Consider the following 23,923-nt stretch of genomic DNA (forward strand, 5'->3'; position numbering starts at 1 on the left):
AAGGAATCCTGTACAGTTCTATAGCGGGAATGGCGACCTCTCTTGGCGCGTTGCCATTCCTTTTTTTGGAACCCCATCAAACAAGTGACAGAACGATCGATTCGTTTCTGGGGTTTGCGGCGGGTGTCATGATAGCGGCCAGTGCTTTCAGCCTGGTTTCCCCTGCCCTCGAGATGGGAGGAATCATCAGGTTTATAGTGGGTTTTGCCCTCGGGGGTCTCTTCGTCAACCTCGCGGACAAGCTCATACCCCACGAGCACTTCCTGAAAGGTCATGAAGGGCCGGATGTAAAAAGATTGAAAGGTATCTGGCTCTTTATAATCGCCATAACGATTCATAACTTTCCCGAGGGAATGGCCGTTGGTGTCTCCGCATTCACTCCACAGGCTCTGGCTATAGCCATTGCGATCGGTGTTCAAAATATACCCGAGGGAGCTGCGGTCATGGCTTCTCTGATTCCCATGAAGTACAAAAAGGGTAAAGCCTTTCTCATAACCTTTCTCACGGGGCTTGTGGAAGCGATCGGTGGACTTTTCGGAGCAGGTATTGTTTCAATTTCACGAAGACTTCTTCCTTACATGATGGCCTTCGCCGCCGGGGCGATGATATACGTCGTGAGCGATGAGGTTATTCCCGAGACTCATTCCAGGGGAAACGAACTTGTCTCCACCTGGTGGATCATGATAGGTTTCATTGTCATGGCTTCTCTGGATGTAGCGCTGGGGTGAGAGGATGCGCGTCGAAAGGATAGAGAGTGTACAGAACGAGATCGAAGAGCGCAGAAGGGATCAGAGCTTCTCAGAAAAATCGAACTTTCTGGAAGGAGACGATCGAAAAGATGGAAGGATCCTGGATCGTGTTGTCTTCGTGGATGGGAAACGAAGAAGCTTCGTATGGATAGAAACTGACGAAGGATTCAGGGGGGTTTTTGCCGAGCTCTGCGTGGGTGCGGTTGTGTGGGAAAAGGATAGGGGGACGTTCCCTCTCTTTTCGCCACAATCTCCGCCTGTTGTCGAAAAGGTGTTGGGATTCTCCCAAAATTTTCCGGAAGAAGGGTACGTTGAAGTGGAAGGAAACATCTTCAAGATAGTTAAAAATGGAAAAGAGGCAATGGATTCTATAGATACCTACCTTAGAACACTGGAAATCCAGGAAGTGAGAAAATACCTCGAAGGAGATGCCCTCGTTATAAAAGACGGGCCCGCTGTTCCTGAGTTACCTTTCGGAGAGGGTGTCGGGCCTGTTGGCCTTGTGAAAAATATTGGTACCACGGACTTGAGAAGAGATGATTTTAGAAGACTTCGTTTCCTCAGGAAGGGAGAACGAAGCCAGATGTTCGTTGCTGGCATCCAAGAAGGCACTTTGAAAAAGATAGGAACATATGTGAAACTCGTTGACGGTGAAGGAACGAAAGGATTGATCAGATTGGAGGCTTACATTGAAGATGACGCGCAGATTCCCCTTCTGAAGAAGACGTTCGATGATCTCGCAATCACGCTTCCTCATCTCACAGCGGACCTTCCCATTCCAAGGCTTCCAGAAAACATCCTCCCGATCCAGTTTTTGGAGGAAAGTCTATCTCGTTACCTCACAGACAAGCACTACATGAACACGAAGCTATTTGCGTATTTGAGAGTCGGGAGATGAAGAAAGTGGAGAACATCTTCCGTTTCAACACAAAAGCCGACAACGTACCATCTGCCGTTCTTGCTTACATAGGAGACGCTGTCCTGGAACTCGTGTTTCGTCTCAAATTCGCTGGTAACTACAGAGTATCCACCATACACGAAAAGGTGAAAGAGTGGACGTCAAAACACGGACAGGCGCAGATGCTGGATGCGATCTGGGATCATCTGATGGAAGGGGAAAGAAAAATTGTGAAGAGAGCGATGAACTCTAAAGCCGCTAAAAGATATGGAAACGACCCACTTTACAGAAAAAGCACGGGGTTCGAAGCGCTCGTTGGCTATCTCTTTTTGAAAAGAAACTTTCAAAGAATTCAACATCTTCTGGCGGTGATGGACGTTGAGGGTGTACGGAAGGAAGATACTAGAAGAGGCTCTCAAAAACAATGTTCTGATTAAAAGAGTGTTCTTCCAGAAAATGAAAAACCCGGGTAGTTACTTTCTGTCTCTAATAAAGCAGGTCGAGGAGAGAGGCATAAGATACTCGTTTGAATCGGAGGAAAGTTTGAAGAGACTTTCTGGAACGAAGAAGCACCAGGGAGTGGTCTTCGACATACAGGAGTATCGATATTGCTCCGTTGAAGATATTCTGGAATCGAGAACTCCCCCGTTGATAGTGATACTCGATCAGATTCAGGACCCGCACAACCTGGGAGCGATCGTGAGGACATCCGTTGGAGCCGGTGCGAACGGCATCATCATTCCAAAGGACAAGTCCGTGAAAGTGACGGAAACAGTGGTCAAGGTCTCCGCGGGAACTGTGTTCAGGGCAAAAATAGCAATCGTAACGAACCTCGCAAGAACGATAGAGGAATTGAAGGAGAAAGACATATGGGTGTACGCCTCAGATATAAACGGGACGCCCATCTACGAAGAAGATTTCACGCTACCAACGGCCTTCGTCTTCGGCAACGAAGGAGAGGGTATCAGAAGACTTGTGAAGGAAAGGTGTGACAAGGTGGTGACCATTCCAATGGAAAACGAGATAGACTCTTTGAACGTCTCAGTGAGTGCGGGAATCGTTCTGTTTGAAGCTGTAAGACAAAGGAGGATGAGGCGTGCTGAGTGAGATAGATCTCTTCATTCTGGATATGGATGGAACCTTTTACCTTGATGACTCTCTCCTTCCCGGTGCAGCGGAGCTTTTAGAAACTCTAAAGGCAAGGGGGAAAAAGGCGATATTCTTCACGAACAACTCCTCCCTTGGGCCCTTCGATTACGTAGAAAAACTGAGAAAGATGGGCGTTAATGTATCAGACAACTCCGTGGTCACCTCCGGTGAGGTGACGGCGGAGTACATGTTAAAGGAGTACGGACCAAGCAGGATATTTCTTCTGGGAACTCCTCAGCTGCGAAGAGTTTTCGAGTCGTATGGGCATCTGGTAGTGGATGAAGATCCAGATTTCGTGGTTCTCGGTTTTGACAAGACACTCACATACGAGAGACTCAAGAAAGCCTGTATATTTCTGAGAGTCGGGAAGAAATACATAGCCACCCATCCGGATGTGAACTGTCCATCGAAAGAAGGCCCCATTCCAGATGCCGGTAGTATCATGGCAGCTATAGAAACTTCAACCGGTAGAAAACCAGATCTCATAGTGGGAAAACCGAATCCACTGGTGGTGGAGGTAATATCGAGAAAGTTCAATGTTCCAAAGGAAAAGATGGCGATAGTGGGAGACAGACTCTACACCGACATAAAACTTGGAAAGAACGCCGGGATAGTCTCCATACTCGTTCTCACCGGAGAGACTACCCCGGAAGATCTGGCAGCTTCCAGTATAAAACCCGACTTTGTATTTGCAAGCTTAAAGGAATTATGCGAGGCTGTCCAGTAATCTCATTTCCTCTTCTGAGAGTGTGATCTTCGTTGCTTCGAGATTTTCTCGGAGGTGCTCTTCTCTCCCTGCCTTCGGAATAGCCACAACACCTGGTTTTGCAAGAAGCCACGCGAGCATGATCTGATATATGGTCGCGTTGTGCTTTCTTGCTACATCCTCAAGAACCTTCTTCACTCTCTCCGAAAGGAAAGTTCTTCTCAGGGGAGAGTACGCGACCAAAGTGATACTGTTTTCCTGACAGTACCTGAGCAGTCCATCTTTTTCTGACTCTCTGTCCTCGATATTGTATTTGACCTGATCGCAAACGATGGGCTCCTGCGATTTGCTAACTGCTTTCCCCAGAAGCTTTCTATCGAAATTCGACACACCGATGTATTTGATGAGTCCCTGCCTAACACCCTCTGCCATCGCAGAGAGAGTCTCCTCAAGGGGAACTTCAGGGTTCGGCCAGTGAATCAAATAGAGATCCACATAGTCCGTGTCAAGACGCTTCAGGGTGCTTTCCAAAGACCTCAGGAGATCGTCTCTTCTCAGGTGAGTTGGCCATACCTTCGACACTATAAAGAGCTCCTCTCTTTTAAAGTCCTTTATAGCCCTTCCGATGAGTTCTTCTGTGTGCCCTCCCCCGTAGTACTCGGCGGTGTCTATGTGGGTGTATCCCATGTTTATGGCTTTCTTGAGGAGCTCTACCATCTCTTCATCCCTCGAGTAATCGGGTGTTTCGAAGCCGCCTATTCCCCACGTGCCAAGTCCCAAAGCCGGTATTTTCTCTCCCGTTTTTCCAAGTTCTTTGAACACCATCCCTAACACCTCCCAACTTAGTCCAGTATTATTATATCAGCCGATCAGTTTTCTCCACGTTTTTTTCACAATCAAAACGTTAAGATGAAACAGGAGATTTCGAAGAGGAGGTGGAAGTATGAAAAGGTTTCTTGTGGTGATACTGGTGCTGACAGCCGCGATGGGACTCTTTGCAGCTGGATACAGAGGATTCAACAGGGCATACTGTCCTGCTCCACAGTACGGTGTACCGGTGCTCAACGAATTTCGAATGAGGGCAGAAAGAGGATTCGGCCACGGCCTTGGTTTGAGATTCAGAGACGAAGAACAGCTGAAGCTTGCGTTCAAAACGAAAGTGGCAGAAGTAATAAACCAGCTGGACCTGAATGATGAACAGCTGAAGGAACTCTACGAGGTGGCAAAGGAGGCCAAAGAGAAGATCGACACCCTCGAAGAAAAGCTGGTACAACTGCGCGAAGAGTATTACAACGCTCTCGTAAAAAGAGACACGAAAACAGCAGAGGATCTGAAAGACCAACTGTGGGATCTGAAAGATGAGATCAGCGACACTTATAGAGATTTCGTAAAGAAAGTGGACGACATCATAACGGTTGATCAGTACAGACGGTTCAGAGGACTCGAAAAGGCTCTCTTCGTTCTCCTCACGAACGAAGGATTCGAGGTACTGGAGGATATGGCTCAAGAGTGAACCTCTTTCCCCACCACCCAGCGGGCCCTCTACAGGGCCCGTTTTTTGTTCCCTTTTTACCTCCGATACAAAGAAAAAATTTTTTGATTCAGAAGTTTCTTTATGGTAATATTCATATGGAACCTTACTTAAAAGATTTTGTAACATTTCATAAAAGATGTCCGGGGTGGAAAGGTGCACAGAATACTGGTTATAAACCCAGGTTCTACGTCGACAAAAGTCGCTGTTTTTGAAAATGAAAGAAAAATCTGTGAGGAAAAGTTCTTTCACAGCACGGAAGAATTGAACAAATATGAGAATATCGTGGGCCAGGAACCCATGAGGCGCGAAGTTGTTGAGAGCTTTTTGAAAAGGAAAGACTACAAGGTGAAAGATTTCGACGCCATTGCCGCTCGTGGAGGCATTCTTGAGCCGATTCCAAGTGGCGTTTACAGGGTAGACGAGCACATGATTGATTACCTTCTGAACCACTCTCCAGTAGAACACGCTTCGAATCTAGCAGCCATCATCGGCTACAGACTTGGAAAATCAAGCGGTGTTCCCTGTTTCGTAGTCGATCCCATCTCTGTAGACGAGATGTGTGACGAAGCTAGATTCTCCGGGATCCCGGAGATCGAAAGAAAGAGTTATTCACATGCCTTAAACATCAAAGCAGTGGCACGAAAGATTTCCAGAGAAATGGGGAAGGAATACGAGACAACCAAGATGGTGATCGTCCACCTTGGAAGTGGAATCACCGTTAGTGCACATTTGAACGGAAGAATGATAGACGTCAACAACGCCAACGATGAAGGACCTTTCAGTGTGGAGGGAACAGGAGAACTTCCGGTAGGAGATATCGTAAAAACAGCATACTCAGGAAAGTTCTCCGCGAAGGACCTGAAAAGGAAGTTCACCAGCAGAGGTGGTCTCATGGCGTACTTGGGAACAAAAAACCTCAGAGAAGTTCTCGAAGCTGCTGAGCGCTCGAAGAAAGCCAGATTGATCGTTGAAGCTATGGCCTATCAAATTGCAAAAGAGATTGGAGGAATGTGCGCGGTGCTGGGTTCAAAACCGGACGCCATTGTCATAACAGGTGGTATGGCACACGAACCTCGTTTTGTACATATGATAAAGCGTTACATTGCAAGTTTTGGAACAGTGAATGTAGTACCAGGTGAACTCGAAATGGAAGCGCTCGCTTTCGGTGTTCTGAGAGTTCTCAGAGTAGAAGAACTAGCGAGAGATTACAGATCGTCGGTGAGAAGGAGAATTGGAAATGAAAAAGTTAGACGATTTTCTTGAACTCGCACAATCCTTCAGCAGAAGTGCAAGGATAGCCGTAGCAGGTGCTCAAGATGAGAATGTTCTGGAATCCGTCAGGATGGCCCAGAAGATGAACATCGTGGAACCCATTCTGTACGGAAACACTGAAAAGATCGAAAAAACAGCAAAATTCCTTGGGATAAAACTCGATGGGATGGAAATCGTTCATGCCCCGAACCTTCTCGAAGCGGGAAAAATGGCAGTGAGAGGAGTTGCAGAAGGCAAAGCAGATCTTCTGATGAAAGGAAAGATAAAGACGAGCGAACTGATGTCTTTGGTTCTTCAGAAAGAGTATGGCCTTAGAACAGGAAGGACACTTTCTGCTGTGAGTGTGCTTGAAGTGCCATCCTACCATAAACTTCTGATCATCTCCGACGGAGGAATCGTCATCTCCCCGGATCTAAAACAAAAGAGAGATATCGTTGAAAATGCCGTTATGGTAGCAAGAACTCTCGGTGTTGATACTCCAAAGGTAGCGATAATTGGAGCAACTGAGATAGCGGAAGCACCGTCAACTCTGGATGCCGCTATCCTTTCGAAGATGTCAGGTCGTGGCCAGATAAGAGGTTGTGTCGTGGACGGTCCTCTATCACTTGACGACGCTGTCGGCAAGAAGGCTGCTTCTCTCAAGGGGGTAGAAAGCCATATCGCTGGTGACGCGGACGTGTTGATCGTCCCATACATAGAATCGGGAAACATTTTTTCCAAAGCACTGATCTATCTTGAGGGAGCTAGAGCGGCAACCGTTGTAGTCGGTGCTCGCATGCCGATCGTTCTTACATCGAGGGCGGACAGTGCGGAAACGAAGCTTTTTTCCATAGCACTAGGTATGTTAATCGCAGTGGAACGGGAGTGATGAATACTATGTTTCGAATCTTGGCCATAAACCCCGGATCCACTTCTACGAAGGTGGCTATTTTCGAAGATGACAGGATGATAAAGATGCAGAAAATCCCCCACCGCGCTAATGAACTCAAAAAATTCCGCCGTGTAGTGGATCAACTGGATTTTCGAGAACATTTTGTGAGGAGTTTTATCGAAGATTCCGGTTATAAAGCACGTGATTTTTCAGCCTTCGTAGGCCGCGGTGGACTCGTGGATCCCATCCCAGGTGGAGTGTACCTTGTAGACGATCTCATGATTGAAACTCTGAGATCTGCAAAGAATGGAGAACACGCTTCCAACCTCGGTGCACTCATAGCTCATAATTTGGCGTCCGAAGCAGGAGCACCCGCCTACATAGTTGATCCTGTCGTTGTCGACGAAATGGAAGAAATAGCCCGTATCAGCGGCCATCCTGATTATCAAAGGAAGTCCATCTTTCACGCGCTCAACCAGAAAGCGGTAGCTAGAGAAGTCGCAAGGTCTTTCGCCAAGAGATACAAAGAGATGAACATGGTTATAGCTCACATGGGCGGAGGAATCTCGATTGCTGCTCATCGGAAAGGGAGAATTGTCGATGTCAACAACGCCCTGGACGGGGATGGACCTTTCACACCTGAGCGTAGTGGTACTCTTCCCCTAACACAACTCATAGATCTCTGTTTCAGTGGAAAATACTCCTTCGAAGAGATGAAAGGACAGATCGCGGGAAATGGGGGACTGGTGGCTTATCTGGGAACCAACGATGCCACAGAGGTAATCAGTCGAATCAAGCAGAGGGACGCCTATGCCGAACTCGTCTACAGAGCGATGGCGTACCAGATCTCCAAATGGATTGGAAAGATGGCGGCGGTTCTGGAGGGAAAGGTGGATGTCATCGTCCTCACAGGTGGCCTAGCGTACGACAAAGAATTTCTGGTTCCATGGATACAAGAAAGGGTGAGTTTCATAGCACCTGTGGTGGTCCTTCCGGGGAGTAATGAAGAGAAAACATTGGCCCTGGCGGCACTCAGAGTGCTGAAGAGCGAGGAAAAGGCAAGAAACTATACGGAAACACTGAAGAGGCGATACCGTGATTCATATTTTGATGGGGCCATTCGGTAGTGGAAAGACTGAAATATCGATCAACCTGGCTCTCAAGCTGAGGGTTTTGGGGAAAAAAGTCTTCCTCGTGGACCTCGATGTGATAACACCTTATTTTCGTGTGAGAGATGCAGAAGATCTCCTGGCGCAAATGAGCATTCATGTTGTGACAGTGAGTGGAGAGTTGAAACACATGGACCTTCCGGTGATTCCCTCGCAGCTGGGAGAGGTTTTTTCGCAAGATGACTCCCATGTGGTGACCGACCTCGGTGGTGAGGACAACGGTGCGAGGGTTATCGGTTCACTCAAACCCCTGTTGGAAAACCATCAAATACGTGCGTACTTTGTGGTGAACGTCTTCAGACCCTTTACCGAAAGTGTTGAGAAGATCATTCAAGAGATCGAAAGGCTCTCCAGCCGCTCCAGAATCAAAATAGACGCCCTCGTCAACAATGCGAATCTCGGCCCTTTCAGTACGGAGGAGACGGTGATTGCAGGAGAGGAAATTCTGTCGAAGGTTTCCAGGATAACAAAAATAAAGGTGCTATGGACTGTTCTTTCCGAAGATCTCCTTGCTTCGATCAACATCTCCAATCTCAAATATCCCGTTTTCGTAATAAAGAGATTCATGAAAGAACCATGACGGGGGTGAGAATATGGCAGAGGTGAGAGGTTTCATCGAGATCGATTCAGAAAGATGCAAGGGATGTGGGCTTTGTGTGAATGTATGTCCTGTTAAGGCGATCACCTTCTCCAAAAAGTACAACACCAAAGGATATCACTTTGCTGAATACAGAGGAGAAGGATGTATAGCCTGTGGGTTTTGTTATCTGAGTTGCCCGGACGTGTGTATCACCGTGTTCAGAGAAGTTCAAAAGAAAACGGGTGTTCAAGTATGAGAGGTGAGATCACCATGAAAAGTCTCATGATGAAGGGAAACGAAGCAATAGCAGAATCCGCAATAAGGGCGGGCTGCAGACTTTATTTTGGCTATCCCATCACTCCTCAAAGTGAGATCGCAGAATACATGGCAAGAAGGCTTCCAGAAGTTGGGGGAACATTTCTTCAAACAGAAAGCGAGATCGCAACCGTGAACATGGTCTACGGAGCCGCCTGTACAGGAAAGCGCGTTATGACCTCCACGTCATCACCTGGATTCAGTTTGATGCAGGAAGGGATTTCCTACATAGCAGGTGCAGAACTTCCTTGCGTTTTTGCGAACATCGCCCGTGGTGGACCTGGCCTGGGGGATATCCAGCCCGCCCAGAGTGATTACTTTCAAGCTACCAAAGGTGGTGGACATGGAGATTACCACCTGATCGTACTGGCACCTTCGACTCTTCAGGAAGCAGTCGATCTGACCCAGCTTGCCTTCGATCTTGCCGATGAGTACAGAAATCCCGTTCTCATTCTGGCCGATGGCATGATCGGCCAGATGATGGAACCAGTGGTACTCCCTCCGATGAGAGATATATCTTCTCTTCCGGACCACTCGGAATGGACGTTGACTGGAACCAGTGGCAGAAGACCCCACCGGATCGCTGCCTTCAACATCGATCCTCACGGTCTTGAGGAAATGAACAGACGCTATCAGGAGAAATACAAAAGAATAAAGCAAAAAGAGCAGCGCTGGGAAGAGTACGAAGTCGAAGGAGCAAAATATCTACTGATTGGATACGGAACAATCGGTAGAATCCTCAAAAGTGTCGTGGACAATCTCAGAGGGAAAAAGATCCCTGCAGGATTGTTCAGACCCATCACGCTTTGGCCATTTCCATACCAAAGACTGAGAGAAATTGCTGAAGATGTAGAGTTCGTCTTTGTGGTGGAAATGAGTGCTGGTCAGATGGTGGAAGATGTTCTCCTAGCCGTGGAAGGGAAAGCACCCGTTCACTTCTACGGTCGAATGGGAGGAGTCGTTCCCACACCGGAAGAGATTCTCCTGGCTTTCGAAAGACTGAGGAGGTGACGGAATGGACTCCAAGGTAATCTTCAAAAGGCCAAGATCACTTAGTGATAAGGAATTCACGTATTGCCCCGGATGTCATCATGGAATAGTTCATCGCCTGATAGCGGAAGCGATAGACGAACTGAACATACAGGACAAAACCATAATGGTTGCCCCTGTGGGATGCTCTGTGTTCGCCTACGAGTTTTTTAATGTAGATGGAACGGTGGCACCTCATGGACGGGCTCTTGCAGTTGCGACAGGCATAAAAAGAGCCATGTCAGATCGTGTAGTCTTCACCTATCAGGGTGATGGGGATCTTGCATCGATAGGCATAGCAGAGACGATTCACACAGCAAACCGTGGAGAAAAGCTGACAACGATTTTCATAAACAACGCCGTCTACGGTATGACAGGTGGACAGATGGCTCCCACCACACTTTTAGGGCAAAGAACGACGACCACCCCGCGTGGACGCAGCGTGGAGAACGATGGATATCCCTTCCACGTTTCCGAACTTTTGAGCACAATACCCGGAGTAGCCTATCTTGCACGCGTCACCGTGAGCTCTCCTAGAGATATTCAGAGCGCAAAAGAATCCATCAAAAAAGCTTTCCTTGCCCAAATGAAAGGAGTCGGTTTTGGTCTGGTCGAGGTTCTCAGCATCTGCCCAACCAACTGGGGTATGAGTCCTGTGGAGGCCCAGAGGTGGCTCTTGGAAAACATGGTTAAAGAATTTCCACCTAAAATTTTCGTGGACAGGGTGGGAGAATCATGAGGTACCACGGTGTGGTGATAGCAGGCTTTGGAGGACAGGGTGTGATGCTTACGGGAAAACTCCTTACCACCGCTGCTGTGAAAGAGGGAAAGAACGCAACCTGGCTTCCCTCCTACGGTCCAGAAATGAGAGGAGGAACTGCCAACTGTACCGTGGTGATAGATGAACAACCCGTGACCTCTCCAATCGTAGATCACCCCACAGAAGTTATCGCCATGAACCTTCCCTCCATGATAAGGTTTGGAGAAAAACTGATGAGTGGTGGGACACTCTTTGTAAACTCGTCCGTGATCGATAAAAAAATTGCCCGAGATGATGTGAAAGTGATAGAGATTCCAGCAAACGATATCGCCGAGGAAGTGGGAAGTTTGAAAGTAGCCAACATGGTGTTGCTTGGAGCATTCGTGGAGCTGACCAAAGCAGTGCGTCTTGAAACCACTGAAGAAACTCTGAAGGAAAAATTTTCCGGATCTTCTCTTCTGGAACCAAATCTTGAAGCTATAAGAAAAGGATCAGCCTTTATCAAAAAATGGTACAATTTTGAAAAAGCATGTGGAGGCGATTTTTCTTGATCGATCTTCTCTTGCGTACGAACCAACAGAATAGATGGGGCGCATTGTAACCCAGCCCGAGGTGAGCGATAACGTCAAAGAGACTCATCGTAACTTGTAGATGCTCTTGACAACCCTACGCTTTTCTGAGAAAATAGTACTTGGTTCAGGGGACGTGGTGCAGCTTGGTTAGCATGCCGGTCTGTCACACCGGTGGTCGCGGGTTCAAATCCCGTCGTCCCCGCCAAACAAAAAAGGGGCTCAGCGCCCCTTTTTCTTCTTTCTCAATGCCTCCTTCACCCTGAAGAGCTCATCGCGCAGGGCCGCTGCATCTTCGTACCTCAGTTCGCTTGCAGCCCGGTACATCTCCTCCTCCAGTAAGGCCATATACTCTTCTGGAGAAAGGCCTTCCTTCATGGCAAAGATGTTTTTGAGCGTATCACCGTACTCGATGGGTTCTTCTTTTACCATAAACTGTTCGAAGATTTCCATCTCAAGAGGTTTCACGATCGTTTTTGGAATAATACCGTGTTTTTTGTTGTATTCAAGCTGTATCCTCCTTCTCCTGTTTGTCTCTTCAATTGCTCTCTTCATGGCATTTGTTATTCTATCGGCGTACATGATCACTTTGCCGTTTACGTTCCGTGCAGTTCTTCCTATTATCTGGATAAGTGTTGTCTCGGAGCGCAGAAAACCTTCCACATCGGCATCCATGATGGCAACAAGAGAGACTTCCGGGAGATCTAGTCCTTCCCTCAACAGGTTCACACCCACTACCACATCTACATCTCCGCGTCTCAGTTTTTTCAACACCTCAACCCTTTCTATCGCGTCCAGCTCCGAGTGAAGATACAGAGACTTTATGCCGAGTTCTGTGAGATGCTCGCTCAGAAGCTCTGCGGTTCTTTTGGTGAGGACGGTCACAAGGGCCCTTTCCCCCCTCTGTTTGACCTTCACTATCTCGTTCACCAGATCGTCCACCTGTCCTCTGGTTGGACGCACCTCCACCTCTGGGTCAACAAGGCCGGTTGGTCTTATGATCTGTTCGATCACCTGTTCAGAAACCGAAAGTTCGAAGTCACCAGGTGTGGCCGAGACAAAGACAACCTGTTTCACCTTCTTCAGGAATTCTTCGAAGGTGAGGGGTCTGTTGTCGTAGGCAGAAGGAAGGCGAAAACCGTATTCCACCAGGTTTTTTTTCCTGGATCGATCACCGTTGTACATCGCTCTGAGCTGAGGTACCGTGATGTGAGACTCATCGATGAACACAAGAAAATCGTCGTCGAAGTAGTCCAAAAGCGTGTAGGGCGGTTCTCCCGGCCTCCTCCTATCGAAATGTCTGGAGTAGTTCTCTATACCTGGACAGTACCCCATAGTCTCGAGAAGTTCTATATCGTTCAAGGTTCTTTGCTTTAACCTCTCGTACTCCAGGAGCTTTCCCTGTCTTTTGAGCTCAGCCAGTCTCTCGTTGAGCTCTTCCTTTATCGATTCGATGGCTCTTCTCAGTTTCTCGTCGGTTGTTACGAACTCCACGGCAGGATAAATGATGATCTTGTCGAGTCTTTCCAAAGTTGTTCGATTGAATCGGTCTATCAAGGAAATCGAGTCTATCTCATCTCCGAAAAATTCAATACGGATACCTTCATCTTGATAAGTGGGATAGATCTCCAGCGTGTCACCTCTTATTCTGAAACACCCAGACAGTGAGACATCTTCAGTTCTTTGGTATCCTATCTTCGCAAGGTATTCCGCCAGTTCGAACATATCCAATCTATCACCAACAGAAAGTTTCACGTTCATTTTGTCGAAGTCTGCAGGATCACCGGTGGCGTAGATACACGACACACTTGCAACCACAATTACATCTCTTCTGGTTCTGACCGATTTTAGTGTAGACATTCGCATTCTCACGATCACATCGTTTATATCCGCGTTCTTCTCTATGTAAAGATCTTTGGTAGGTATGTACGCCTCCGGTTGGTAGTAGTCGTAGTAACTGATGAAAAACTCCACTCTGTTTTCAGGAAAGAAGGTCTTGAATTCCTGATACAGCTGTGCAGCGAGAGTTTTGTTTGGAGAGATCACAAGTGTTGGTCTGTTCACATGTGCTATCACGTTGGCCATAGTGAAGGTCTTTCCACTCCCTGTGACCCCAAGGAGCGTCTGGAAACGCATTCCCCTGTTCAAACCCTCTACCAATTTCTCTATCGCCTGGGGTTGATCCCCGGTGGGTTTGAATTCACTCACCAGCTTGAACACAATTTTTTCCTCCTTGAAAACTTTTTAACATCTCAATAATGGTAGAATCTCAGAAGATGGGTGAAAATGTTTCTACATCACTACTATGACCCAATTGAAGGAGGTGAGGTTTAAGGATGGAAAGATTCCCTTACGAGAAGCTTCCAGAAAGTGAACTCAAGGAACTGAAGGAACTCGGACGACTCTGCCGTGGAGACATTCTGAAGATGACCTACATCGCCAACTCCGGACATCCTGGAGGTTCCATGTCCTCCATCGATCTGTATCTCACCGTTTTCAAATATGCAAAATTGAAACCCGTTGACGATCCTGCAAGGGATAGAATCGTAATCAGTCACGGTCATACCTCTCCGGGTGTCTACGCTGCAATGGCACGTTTGGGGTTCGTCGATCTCGATGAGGTTCTCATGAGCTTCAGGCATCCCTCCTCTGTATTTGAAGGACACGTAACCAGGGGTGTTGGGATAGTAGATTGGACCACAGGAAACCTCGGTCAGGGTCTTTCAGCCGGTCTTGGCTTTGCTCTCGCGTCCAGGTTCACAGGAAAAGATTACCACGTCTTCGTTTTGATGAGTGATGCTGAACAGGCGAAGGGGCAGGTGGCAGAAGCAAGGAGGGTGGCAAAAAAGTATGGTGTTACGAATCTCACGGTGATCATCGACTACAATGATGCGCAGATCAGCGGGCGAGCCAGAGACATTATGCCGGTGAACATAAAGGAAAACTACCTCGCCGATGGATGGAAGGTGATAGAGATAGACGGTCACGATTACGAACAAATATACCTCGCTTTGAAGGAAGCGGTTGAGGACGAATCGAACCCGGTCGCCATTATCGCAAAGACGGTCATGGGTAAAGGTGTTTCCTTCATGGAAAACGAGGTCAAGTACCATGGAAAACCGTTGAAGAGAGACGAACTTGAAAAGGCCCTCGCAGAGCTCGGTATAGAAAACGACGTGGACGTCTACATAGAAAAGAGGAAGAAGCTTCCAGTGAAAAAACACGAAAAGACCTACAAGACCTACCCTGTGAAGATCGACACCGGAGATCCCATCACCTACACCGATCCTCTTGACAACAGAGGCGCTTTTGGTAGAGCCATCCTCGATCTGGTGAAAAAGAACATGAAAAAACCGGATGCCACTCCTATCGTTGCTGTAGACTGCGATCTCAAGGGTTCCGTGAAACTGGATCTCCTCGACAAGGAGTTCCCAGAAAGAGTTCTGGAAGTGGGGGTTCAAGAACACAACGCTGCTGCCATGGCGGGAGCGCTCTCTGCGGAAGGCGTGATTACATTCTTTGCTGACTTTGGTGTTTTTGGGATCTCCGAAACCTACAACCAGCACAGACTGAACGCCATCAACGGAACAAATCTGAAGGTCATCGTCACACACTGTGGTCTCAACGTGGGTGAGGATGGAAAGACTCACCACGGGCTCGACTACATCTCCGGCCCTATGAACTGGTACGGTTTCAAGGTTATCGTGCCTGGGGATCCGAACCAGACAGACAGAGCAGTAAGATACGCTGCAAAAGAATATGGAAACTTCGCGATCACCATGGGAAGGTCAAAACTTCCCATTGTACTCGATGAAAACGGCAGGCCTTTCTTTGGAGAAGGCTACATCTTTGAGTACGGAAAGATTGACATTGTGAGAGAAGGAAGCGACGCTGTGATTGTAACATACGGATCCACTCTCCACCTAGCAGTAGAGGTTGCTGACGATCTCAAGAAAGAAGGCATCAAAGTTGCCGTGTTGAACGTATCCTGTCCAGTGGATCTCGACATAGAAACTCTGAAAATGATCGATGGGAAACCCGTTCTTGTAGTAGAAGATCACAACGTCTTCACCGGGCTCGGCAGCTATCTAGGAACTGTCCTCTTGGAAAACGGCATCCTACCGAAGAAATACGTGAGAGTTGGTGTTCCAGAATTTGCTGTGTCAGGAGACTACAAGCTTCTCTACAAACTCTACGGCCTGGACAAAGAGGGTATCACCTCTAAACTCAAGGAAATACTCTGAAAACGCCAGTATTATGGTAGAATTCTACGAGGGGAGAAAATCCCCTCGTAGATTTTGTTACAGGAGGTGTTCCCATGATCGAGGTGGGTGATTTGAAAAAAGGCATGTTCATCATCTACGATGGTGAGATATACAGGGTGCTCGAGGCGAGCAAGCACTTCATGGGAAGAGGAAGCGGACTCGTTAGAACGAAGCTCAAGAACGTGAAAACAGGTCTCGTGAGGGAAGTTAACTTTCAGAGTGGCGAAAAGGTTCCCGAGGCAGAGCTTTCCTTCAGAAAGGCTCAGTACCTCTACAGAGACGGAGATCACTACTACTTCATGACGTTGGATGACTACGAGCAACATGCTCTCAGAGAAGAAGAAATCGGAGACGTCAGGTACTATTTGATCGAAAACATGGAAGTGGATCTTGTCTTCCACGAGGGTGTTCCTATAGGTATCGAACTTCCCACCACCGTTGAATTGACTGTCGTGGAGACGGAACCTTCCTTCAAAGGGGACACTGTCTCTGGTGGCGGAAAACCGGCCGTGCTTGAGACAGGACTCAAGATCACAGTTCCTTACTTCATAGAAGCTGGTGATAAAATAAAGGTTGATACAAGAACAGGTGAGTACGTGGGTAGAGCATAAAAAAGGGGGGATCAGTATGGCAGAGGAATACAAGAACATCGAAATATCCGACGGAGTGATAAAAGAGATCGCCATAAGGAGCATCGAAGAGTTCCTGGGAGATGTGGGGTCGAAAGTGATAAAGAAGATCAGAAAGAGCCTGGATGTCACCAGAAATCCGGATGATAGCCTCGTCATTGAGTTCAAAATCGATGTCCCTTACGGTGAACCCATTCCTGAATACGTCTCCAAGCTCACGGAAAAGATAAAGCACGACATTGAAATGATGACCTCCATGCGGGTAGAATCTATAAATGTCGCGGTTGAGAATGTTTTTGAGAGGGAAGAGGAAATAGAGGAAGAACCCGAGGAGGGATCTGAGGAGAAAAACGAGTAAACACAAGCTAGAAAGGAGATTCAGACATGAAAACACCGAGGCGAAGAATGAGGCTTGCCGTCTTCAAAGCCCTTTTTCAGCATGAATTCAGAAAGGACGAAAACCTTGAGCATATTCTTGAAGAGATACTGGACAACAGCTACGATGAAAAGGCAAAAAGAGACGCAAGGCGTTATATTCGAAACATAAAGGAACATCTCCAGGCGATAGACGATCTCATCTCCAAGTACCTTGAGCGCTGGACGATAGATCGTCTCTCTGCCGTTGACAGAAACATTCTGAGGCTCGGCACTTATGAACTCCTCTACGAAAAAGGCATTCCCATAGAGGTAACGATCGACGAAGCCATTGAAATAGCCAAAAGGTACGGTACTGAAAACAGTGGAAAGTTCGTGAACGGAATATTGGACAGAATAGCAAAAGAACACGCTCCAAAGGAAAAATTCGAGCTGTGAAGGTGATAAGGTTGATTCCGATAAAAAAGATCGCGGAAAGTTTGGGAATAGACGAAAACCATCTGTTTCCGTATGGTCGATATATCGCAAAGGTCGACCACAAGCTTCTGAAGAAACTTGAAAACAAAGAGTCTGGAAAATTGATCCTTGTGACGGCGATCACACCAACACCAGCAGGCGAAGGAAAAACCACCACCAGCATAGGACTCTCTATGGCTCTGAACAGGCTTGGAAAGAAATCCATTGTTACCCTTCGTGAACCCTCGCTCGGTCCCACCCTTGGCCTGAAGGGAGGGGCAACCGGGGGTGGAAAAGCAAGAGTGCTCCCTTCCGATGAAATAAACCTGCACTTCACTGGAGACATGCACGCCGTGGCAAGCGCTCACAACCTGCTGGCTGCCGTTTTGGATTCCCATATAAAACATGGAAACGAACTTGGAATAGATCTAACAAGAGTCTTCTGGAAGCGAACGATGGACATGAATGATCGCTCTCTCAGAAAGATCGTGGTTGGACTTGGTGGATCGGCAAACGGTATACCAAGAGAGGATGGTTTCATCATAACCGCCGCCTCGGAAGTAATGGCGATACTGAGTCTGTCGAAAGATTTGAAGGATTTGAAAGAACGACTCGGAAGGATCGTTGTTGCGCTCGATTCAGAGAGGAAATTAGTGACCGCTTCCGATCTCGGTGTCCACGGTGCAATGACCGTTCTGCTGAAAGATGCGATCAACCCGAATCTCGTGCAGACAGCAGAAGGGACTCCCGCTTTCGTTCATGGAGGACCTTTTGCCAACATCGCCCACGGAACGAACTCCATTCTCGCGACAAAGCTTGCCTTAAAGCTCAGCGATTATGTGGTGACAGAGGCGGGTTTCGGTGCGGACCTTGGAGCAGAGAAGTTCATCAATTTTGTCTCCCGTGTCGGGGATTTCTATCCAAGTGCTGCGGTCCTTGTGGCAACGGTTCGGGCCTTGAAGTACCACGGTGGCTCCGATATCAGCGTTGTCCACGAAGAAGACATAGAAGCATTGAAACGAGGGTTCGAAAATCTGAAGGTCCACATAGAGAACCTGAAAAAATTTGGTCTTTCTGTTGTGGTCGCCCTGAACAGATTCGACACCGACACGGAAAGAGAGATCTTTTTTGTGATGAACGAGTGCGAAAAACTGGGAGTTAAAGCGGCGATCAGCGAAGTTTTCGCAAAGGGAAGCGAAGGAGGAATAAATCTTGCAAAGGTGGTGACTGAAGTCGCTGGAGATTCACCTCCCAATTTTCTTTATGAATGGAAGGATTCGATCGAGAAGAAAGTGGAGATCCTTGCAAAGGAGATCTACAGAGCAAAAGATGTCGAATACACGGACGAAGCACGAAAGGCTTTGAAGTTCATTAAAAAGAACGGTTTTGATCAACTACCTGTGATTGTGGCCAAAACTCCAAGATCTCTCTCCCACAATCCAAAACTCAGGGGAGCCCCTAAGGATTACACCTTCGTTGTTCGAGATGCCTACGTTTCGGCAGGAGCGGGTTTTGTCGTCGTCTTGGCAGGGGACATAAATCTCATGCCGGGTCTTCCAAAAAAACCGAACGCCTTGAGCATGGACGTGGATGAAAATGGTAACATTGTAGGAGTTTTTTAAGGGGGAGCGAGTGTGTGGATAGACTGCAAATCCATAGCAAAGGCCATCGAGGAAGACGTCAAAAGAAGGATAACCTCACTTTCTTTCGCCCCAAAACTCGTTAGCGTGGTGGGAACAGGCGATCCTTCTACCGCGTCTTATCTCAGATCCCAAGAAAGGAAGGCGGAAAAACTGGGAATAGAGTTCGAAATAATCGAAGCATCCTCTGGAGAGTTTCTTCCTACCCTGAAAAAACTTGCCAAGGATGAAAGTGTAAGTGGCGTTTTCGTTGCAAGGCCTCTACCGCAGGAACTGGATGAGAAAGAAGTGCTCTCTGCCGTGCCCGTTGAGAAGGACGTCGAGGGTGTCAATCCCACAAATCTCGGTCTTTTGATCTACGGAGAGGAGACCTTCCCACCGTGCACAGCGGAGGCCGTTGTGAAAGTACTGGAAAATGTTACTGAGCTTTCAGGAAAAAGAGTGGTGGTCGTTGGAAGAAGCATCACTGTAGGAAAGCCTCTTGCGATAATGCTTCTGAAGAAGGGAAGAGACGCCACCGTTACCGTTTGCCACTCCAGGACCCAAAATCTTGAGGAAATCACAAAAATCAGCGATATCGTCATCGTTGCTGTCGGAAAGGCCAATTTCCTGAAAAAAGATATGGTGAAAAAGGGAACAATTGTGATAGACGTTGGAATCAACTACGTGGATGGAAAATGGTATGGAGACGTAGATCCCGCTGTTGAAGAGATAGCGCATGTCACCCCTGTTCCCGGCGGCGTAGGGCAGATCACAACCGCTCTCCTGTTCGAACATGTGGTGAGAGCGGCGGAGCGCCAGAAAAGATGAGAGAGATCGTCTACTCTGTTACAGAGATAAGTGAGTACATAAAGAGATTGCTCGAAGAAGATCCTTATCTCACCAACGTGAGTGTATACGGTGAAATCACCAACGTGCGCCCTAGAAAGGGCCACATTTTTTTCTCGCTGGTTGATGAAAACGCAAAACTGGATTGTGTCCTGTTCGGCGGAGACAACATGGGAATCCGCCTTCATGAGGGAAAGATGGCGATTGTTGAGGGCAGTGTTGGTGTTTACACACCACACGGAACGTACAGGTTCATCTGTTCAAACATAAGGTATCTCAACCACGCCGGTACTTACCAGATAAGGTTCGAGGCAACCTTGAAAAAGCTTCTCGAAGAGGGTCTTCTGTATCGTCCTAAGAAACCCCTTCCCAGATTTCCAAAGAGAATCGGTGTCATCACTTCCAGAAGCTCTGCGGCGTTTCAGGATGTGATAAGAACGGCAAAGGAACGAAAGTCTCCCGTTGAGATATACCTGTTTCACACCTCTGTTCAGGGTGATTCTGCGAAAAAGGAACTGATAGAAGCTCTCCGAAAAGCAAACGAGTACGATCTGGATCTCGTTCTGATAGTCAGAGGGGGTGGATCCAGAGAGGATCTCTGGGTGTTCAACGAAGAAGAAGTAGTGCGGGAAATCTTGAAGATGAAGCCGCCTGTTGTGACGGGAATAGGGCACGAGATAGACCGTGTCATAGCGGATTTCGTGGCGGATGTATCCATGCACACACCAACGGGAGCAGCCGAATACGTTTTCCCAGACCTCAGAGAAGTTCACGAAGAATTAGAAAGTCTCTACGGAAGAATGAAAAACGCCATACTGGAGAAAATAGCGCGTGAGGAAGAAAAACTCGACAGACTCTTTCACTGCCTCCGAGCGACGGCGAAAAGAAAGTCTGAGATAAACAAATTGACAACCATCAGGGTCAAAGAACTGGCCGGAAAACTCAAAAATCTGATGTTGAACTCCATGAGAAGAAAACAGGAAAGGGTGGAGCATCTTTTCAGAGTCCTTGAAAGTCTAAAACCAACCAGATTTCTGGACAAAGGCTTTGTTGTAGTGAAAAAGGAAGGCAAAATTGTAAAGGAGGCGGCTTCTTTAAACTCTGGAGACACCGTGCTTCTCGTTTTCAGAGATGGTGAAAAGAGAGCGAGGGTGATCTAGGTGGATTTCGAAGAGATGATGAAAGAGCTAGAGAAGATCGTCAACAGGCTTGAAAGTGAAGACATCTCTCTTGAAGAGTCCATAAAACTCTTCGAGAAAGGCGTGGAACTTTACAAAAAATGCAGAGAGATCCTTCAGAAAGAACAGCTGAAAATTATCGACGTTTTGCAAGAATTGGAAGGTGATGAAGATGATTCTAGATGAGATCAGAAGAATGAGTCATGAGGAGTTGAACAGGCTCGCTGAGGAGATAAGAAAGAAGATCATAGATGTGGTTTTAAAGAACGGGGGGCATCTTGCTTCCAATTTGGGGACGGTGGAATTGACACTGGCGCTGTACCGTGTCTTCGACCCCAGGAAAGATGCCATCATCTGGGATACAGGGCACCAGGCCTACACTCACAAAATCCTCACCGGGCGTGATGAAGAGTTCTACACGATAAGGAGTTTTGGAGGGCTCAGTGGTTTCGTAACGAGGAGAGAAACGCCCCTGGACTGGTTCGGCACCGGGCATGCGGGCACCTCTATAGCAGCCGCCCTTGGTTTCGAAAAGGCCTTCGAGTTTCTCAAGGAGAAAAGGCATGTGGTCGTCGTAATAGGAGATGGAGCCCTTACCTCTGGTATGGCACTCGAGGCGTTGAACCAGCTCAAGAATCTCAACTCGAAGATCAAGATAGTTCTCAACGACAACGGGATGTCCATATCACGGAACGTGGGAGGGCTTGCCTACCACCTGTCCAAACTCAGAACGAACCCCATATATCTGAAAGGAAAAAAAGCCCTGAAGAAGGTACTCGAGAAAACCGAGATAGGCTTCGAGCTGGAGGAGGAGATGAGGTATCTGAGGGATGGATTAAAAGGAATGATCCAGGGGACCAATTTCTTCGAAGCATTGGGCTTGAAATACTTCGGACCGTTCGATGGTCACAACATAGAACTCCTTGAAAAAGTGCTGAAAAGGGTAAAAGAGTATGAGTATCCGACGGTTGTTCACGTTGTAACGAGAAAAGGAAAGGGGTTCGAAGCTGCAGAAAAAGATCCCACAGCGTACCACAGCGCTTCTCCTGTTGGAAAACCAAAGAAGCTATCCTACAGTGAGCTTCTGGGATATGTTCTTTCGAAGATAGCAGAACACGATAAAAAAATCGTAGCCATAACAGCAGCTATGGCGGATGGAACGGGGCTCTCCATCTTTCAGAAAAACCATCCCGAACGTTTTTTCGATCTGGGAATCACAGAACAGACATGTGTCACTTTCGGTGCGGCTCTGGGTCTTCAGGGAATGAAACCTGTTGTCGCAATCTACTCCACATTCCTTCAAAGGGCTTTCGATCAAATCGTACACGATGTGGCCCTTCAGAACGCCTCCGTTCTCCTTGCGATAGACCGCTCTGGAGTGGTGGGGGAAGACGGTCCCACACACCACGGTCTTTTCGATATCAACTATCTTCTTCCTATCCCGAATATAAAGATAATATCCCCATCCTCTCCTCAAGAGTTCGTGAACGTTATCTACACCGTTCTGTCTGATCTCGACGGCCCCGTTGTCGTCCGCTATCCGAAAGAATCCTTTGAAGCAGACCTCAATTCACTTCTTGCGAACATGAAAAATATAGACCTTGGATGGCGCGTGATCAGGGAAGGGAAAGACGCCGCTGTGATCGTCACCGGAACCCTTTTGAAAGAAGTGCTCAGGATCCCACTGGATATCACAGTGATCAACGCCCTCACAGTGAAGCCCCTGGATGTGCGGATCCTGAAAGAAATCGCGCGGAATCACAGGCTCATATTCACCGTCGAGGAAGCCATGAAGATAGGAGGATTCGGTTCCTACGTTGCTCAAAAGCTCCGGGAGATGGGTTGGAGAGGCCGCGTGGTGAACATCGGGGTGAACGATCACTTCGTGACCCACGGCAGCAGAAAAGAGCTCCTGGAGATGCTTGGAATGGATTCGAAAGGGCTTTCAAAAACTATGCTAACATATATTAAGGTCAAGAGCGAGGAGGGGAAAACATGAAAATTATGCTCGAATACGGAGAACTCGAGATAACGGTGGATGCATTGAAGAAGATCGTGTACCTGGCAACAGTTGAAAGCTACGGAACAGTTGGAATCGGAGAATCGCGCTCTTTCTTTGAAAGGATCTTTGGAGGAGACAAGGGTATCAAAATCGAAGAACTCGAAGATTCCTCTTTGAACGTCGACGTGTACATAGAAGTCGAATACGGAGTGAACATCAAAGAAGTTGCCAAGAACATCGCCGACAACGTAGCCCACAAACTCAAGACACTGGCTGGCTGTGAGAACTTGAACATAACTGTTCATGTAGTAGGTATCAAATGAAACGGAGGTAGAGACCTTGAAAAAGATCACCGGAAGATTTCTGAAAACCATCATAAAGAAAGCTACCGAAAACCTTCTCAAGTACAAAGATGAGATCAACGCCTTGAACGTCTTTCCTGTCCCGGATGGGGACACAGGTTCCAACATGTGTTCGACTATGCTGGAGGCGTGCAAGTACATAGACAACCTCGAAAACGACGATCTCTTAGAGGTATGGAGGGCGATCAGGGAAGGGGCACTGATGGGTGCGCGCGGAAACTCTGGGGTTATACTCTCTCAGATACTGAGAGGAATGGCAGACGCTTCCCCAGAGAGTTACATCACTCCAAAGGATTTCGTGAAGATGATATCAAGCGCAAGGAAAGTCGCGTACAGTGCTGTTATGAGACCAGTTGAAGGTACCATGTTGACGGTTGTGAGGGAACTCGATGAGAAACTGAAAGGCCATTCTTTCGAAACTTTCGAGAAGCTATTTGACTGGATTGTGGAGACGGTAAAAGATACGGTGAACAGAACTCCCAGCATGCTTTCTAAACTTAAAGAAGCTGGGGTCGTGGACGCGGGCGCGAAGGGACTCTACTATATATTCGAAGGTATGAGAGATGCGATCAAGGGAAATATAGAAG

General features: G+C 47.6%; 27 protein-coding genes and 1 tRNA gene. 26 read left to right on the forward strand and 2 right to left on the reverse strand.

The annotated features are described in order from the left end of the window. From J7K79_RS00805 to J7K79_RS00825, 5 genes are all read left to right on the forward strand, one after another. On the forward strand, nt 1-728 hold a 728-nt coding region (locus J7K79_RS00805; protein WP_296904104.1), incomplete at its 5' end, for a ZIP family metal transporter. 4 nt (nt 729-732) lie between these two features. Beyond that, a complete protein-coding gene (locus J7K79_RS00810; protein WP_296904106.1) occupies nt 733-1,647 on the forward strand; it encodes a nuclease in 915 nt (304 codons plus the stop codon). Then, a complete protein-coding gene (locus tag J7K79_RS00815; protein ID WP_296904108.1) occupies nt 1,644-2,084 on the forward strand; it encodes a ribonuclease III domain-containing protein in 441 nt (146 codons plus the stop codon). The genes J7K79_RS00810 and J7K79_RS00815 overlap by 4 nt, the downstream gene beginning before the upstream one ends. Further along, nucleotides 2,026-2,754 carry a 23S rRNA (guanosine(2251)-2'-O)-methyltransferase RlmB gene (gene rlmB, locus J7K79_RS00820; protein WP_296904110.1) on the forward strand — a complete coding sequence of 243 codons (729 nt, stop codon included), beginning with the start codon at nt 2,026-2,028 and terminating at the stop codon, nt 2,752-2,754. The genes J7K79_RS00815 and rlmB overlap by 59 nt, the downstream gene beginning before the upstream one ends. Next, entirely contained in the window at nt 2,744-3,523 is a 780-nt protein-coding gene (locus J7K79_RS00825; protein ID WP_296904114.1) for an HAD-IIA family hydrolase, read from the forward strand. Before rlmB ends, J7K79_RS00825 begins: the two co-directional genes overlap by 11 nt. On the opposite strand, the gene J7K79_RS00830 is transcribed toward J7K79_RS00825, so the two are convergent. Continuing rightward, nucleotides 3,503-4,327 carry an aldo/keto reductase gene (locus tag J7K79_RS00830; RefSeq protein ID WP_296904118.1) on the reverse strand — a complete coding sequence of 275 codons (825 nt, stop codon included), beginning with the start codon at nt 4,325-4,327 and terminating at the stop codon, nt 3,503-3,505. The genes J7K79_RS00825 and J7K79_RS00830 overlap by 21 nt on opposite strands. A gap of 118 nt (nt 4,328-4,445) precedes the next feature. Between J7K79_RS00830 and J7K79_RS00835 the strand changes: the two genes are divergently transcribed. From J7K79_RS00835 to J7K79_RS00880, 10 genes are all read left to right on the forward strand, one after another. Beyond that, nucleotides 4,446-5,015, forward strand: a complete 570-nt coding sequence (locus J7K79_RS00835) for a hypothetical protein (protein ID WP_296904120.1) — start codon at nt 4,446-4,448, stop codon at nt 5,013-5,015. Between the two features lie 174 nt (nt 5,016-5,189). Then, nucleotides 5,190-6,299, forward strand: coding sequence for a butyrate kinase (gene buk, locus J7K79_RS00840; RefSeq protein ID WP_296904124.1), 1,110 nt, complete (start codon nt 5,190-5,192; stop codon nt 6,297-6,299). Continuing rightward, nucleotides 6,274-7,176 (forward strand): bifunctional enoyl-CoA hydratase/phosphate acetyltransferase, encoded by a 903-nt coding sequence (locus J7K79_RS00845; RefSeq protein WP_296904127.1) that lies wholly within the window; start codon nt 6,274-6,276, stop codon nt 7,174-7,176. The genes buk (J7K79_RS00840) and J7K79_RS00845 overlap by 26 nt, the downstream gene beginning before the upstream one ends. An 8-nt stretch (nt 7,177-7,184) precedes the next feature. Continuing rightward, nucleotides 7,185-8,306 (forward strand): butyrate kinase, encoded by a 1,122-nt coding sequence (buk, locus tag J7K79_RS00850; RefSeq protein WP_296904130.1) that lies wholly within the window; start codon nt 7,185-7,187, stop codon nt 8,304-8,306. After that, nucleotides 8,275-8,928 carry a hypothetical protein gene (locus J7K79_RS00855; protein WP_296904133.1) on the forward strand — a complete coding sequence of 218 codons (654 nt, stop codon included), beginning with the start codon at nt 8,275-8,277 and terminating at the stop codon, nt 8,926-8,928. Before buk (J7K79_RS00850) ends, J7K79_RS00855 begins: the two co-directional genes overlap by 32 nt. 22 nt (nt 8,929-8,950) lie before the next feature. Next, nucleotides 8,951-9,184, forward strand: coding sequence for a ferredoxin family protein (locus J7K79_RS00860; RefSeq protein WP_366932563.1), 234 nt, complete (start codon nt 8,951-8,953; stop codon nt 9,182-9,184). A 14-nt stretch (nt 9,185-9,198) separates the two neighbouring features. Continuing rightward, a complete protein-coding gene (locus J7K79_RS00865) occupies nt 9,199-10,254 on the forward strand; it encodes a 3-methyl-2-oxobutanoate dehydrogenase subunit VorB (RefSeq protein ID WP_296904170.1) in 1,056 nt (351 codons plus the stop codon). A 4-nt stretch (nt 10,255-10,258) separates the two neighbouring features. Then, entirely contained in the window at nt 10,259-11,011 is a 753-nt protein-coding gene (locus J7K79_RS00870; RefSeq protein WP_296904139.1) for a thiamine pyrophosphate-dependent enzyme, read from the forward strand. Further along, nucleotides 11,008-11,583 carry a 2-oxoacid:acceptor oxidoreductase family protein gene (locus J7K79_RS00875; protein WP_296904142.1) on the forward strand — a complete coding sequence of 192 codons (576 nt, stop codon included), beginning with the start codon at nt 11,008-11,010 and terminating at the stop codon, nt 11,581-11,583. The genes J7K79_RS00870 and J7K79_RS00875 overlap by 4 nt, the downstream gene beginning before the upstream one ends. Before the next feature lie 148 nt (nt 11,584-11,731). Continuing rightward, nucleotides 11,732-11,809: transfer RNA gene (locus J7K79_RS00880), tRNA-Asp, on the forward strand. A 14-nt stretch (nt 11,810-11,823) separates the two neighbouring features. On the opposite strand, the gene uvrB is transcribed toward J7K79_RS00880, so the two are convergent. Then, complete coding sequence (uvrB, locus tag J7K79_RS00885) at nt 11,824-13,821, reverse strand: excinuclease ABC subunit UvrB (RefSeq protein WP_296904146.1); 1,998 nt, start codon at nt 13,819-13,821, stop codon at nt 11,824-11,826. Between the two features lie 116 nt (nt 13,822-13,937). Between uvrB and J7K79_RS00890 the strand changes: the two genes are divergently transcribed. From J7K79_RS00890 to J7K79_RS00940, 11 genes are all read left to right on the forward strand, one after another. Next, nucleotides 13,938-15,845, forward strand: a complete 1,908-nt coding sequence (locus J7K79_RS00890; protein WP_296904149.1) for a transketolase — start codon at nt 13,938-13,940, stop codon at nt 15,843-15,845. Nucleotides 15,846-15,919: 74 nt separating this feature from the next. After that, a complete protein-coding gene (efp, locus tag J7K79_RS00895) occupies nt 15,920-16,477 on the forward strand; it encodes an elongation factor P (RefSeq protein ID WP_296904151.1) in 558 nt (185 codons plus the stop codon). Nucleotides 16,478-16,493: 16 nt separating this feature from the next. Then, nucleotides 16,494-16,853: an Asp23/Gls24 family envelope stress response protein gene (locus J7K79_RS00900; RefSeq protein WP_296904153.1), complete on the forward strand. Its 360-nt coding sequence runs from the start codon at nt 16,494-16,496 to the stop codon at nt 16,851-16,853. Nucleotides 16,854-16,879: 26 nt separating this feature from the next. Continuing rightward, nucleotides 16,880-17,308, forward strand: coding sequence for a transcription antitermination factor NusB (gene nusB, locus J7K79_RS00905; protein ID WP_296904156.1), 429 nt, complete (start codon nt 16,880-16,882; stop codon nt 17,306-17,308). 11 nt (nt 17,309-17,319) lie between these two features. After that, nucleotides 17,320-18,948: a formate--tetrahydrofolate ligase gene (locus tag J7K79_RS00910; RefSeq protein WP_296904158.1), complete on the forward strand. Its 1,629-nt coding sequence runs from the start codon at nt 17,320-17,322 to the stop codon at nt 18,946-18,948. Nucleotides 18,949-18,960: 12 nt separating this feature from the next. After that, nucleotides 18,961-19,776 carry a bifunctional 5,10-methylenetetrahydrofolate dehydrogenase/5,10-methenyltetrahydrofolate cyclohydrolase gene (locus tag J7K79_RS00915; RefSeq protein ID WP_296904160.1) on the forward strand — a complete coding sequence of 272 codons (816 nt, stop codon included), beginning with the start codon at nt 18,961-18,963 and terminating at the stop codon, nt 19,774-19,776. Continuing rightward, nucleotides 19,773-20,954, forward strand: coding sequence for an exodeoxyribonuclease VII large subunit (gene xseA / locus J7K79_RS00920; RefSeq protein ID WP_296904162.1), 1,182 nt, complete (start codon nt 19,773-19,775; stop codon nt 20,952-20,954). The genes J7K79_RS00915 and xseA overlap by 4 nt, the downstream gene beginning before the upstream one ends. Next, nucleotides 20,955-21,158: an exodeoxyribonuclease VII small subunit gene (locus J7K79_RS00925; protein ID WP_296904164.1), complete on the forward strand. Its 204-nt coding sequence runs from the start codon at nt 20,955-20,957 to the stop codon at nt 21,156-21,158. Continuing rightward, nucleotides 21,145-22,971: a 1-deoxy-D-xylulose-5-phosphate synthase gene (gene dxs, locus J7K79_RS00930; RefSeq protein ID WP_296904171.1), complete on the forward strand. Its 1,827-nt coding sequence runs from the start codon at nt 21,145-21,147 to the stop codon at nt 22,969-22,971. Before J7K79_RS00925 ends, dxs begins: the two co-directional genes overlap by 14 nt. Then, complete coding sequence (locus J7K79_RS00935) at nt 22,968-23,297, forward strand: Asp23/Gls24 family envelope stress response protein (RefSeq protein ID WP_296904166.1); 330 nt, start codon at nt 22,968-22,970, stop codon at nt 23,295-23,297. Before dxs ends, J7K79_RS00935 begins: the two co-directional genes overlap by 4 nt. Before the next feature lie 16 nt (nt 23,298-23,313). After that, nucleotides 23,314-23,923: DAK2 domain-containing protein (locus tag J7K79_RS00940; protein ID WP_296904168.1), on the forward strand; the 610-nt coding region annotated here is incomplete at its 3' end.

Origin of the sequence: Thermotoga sp. (assembly GCF_021162145.1) — a bacterium.
GTDB lineage: Bacteria > Thermotogota > Thermotogae > Thermotogales > Thermotogaceae > Thermotoga.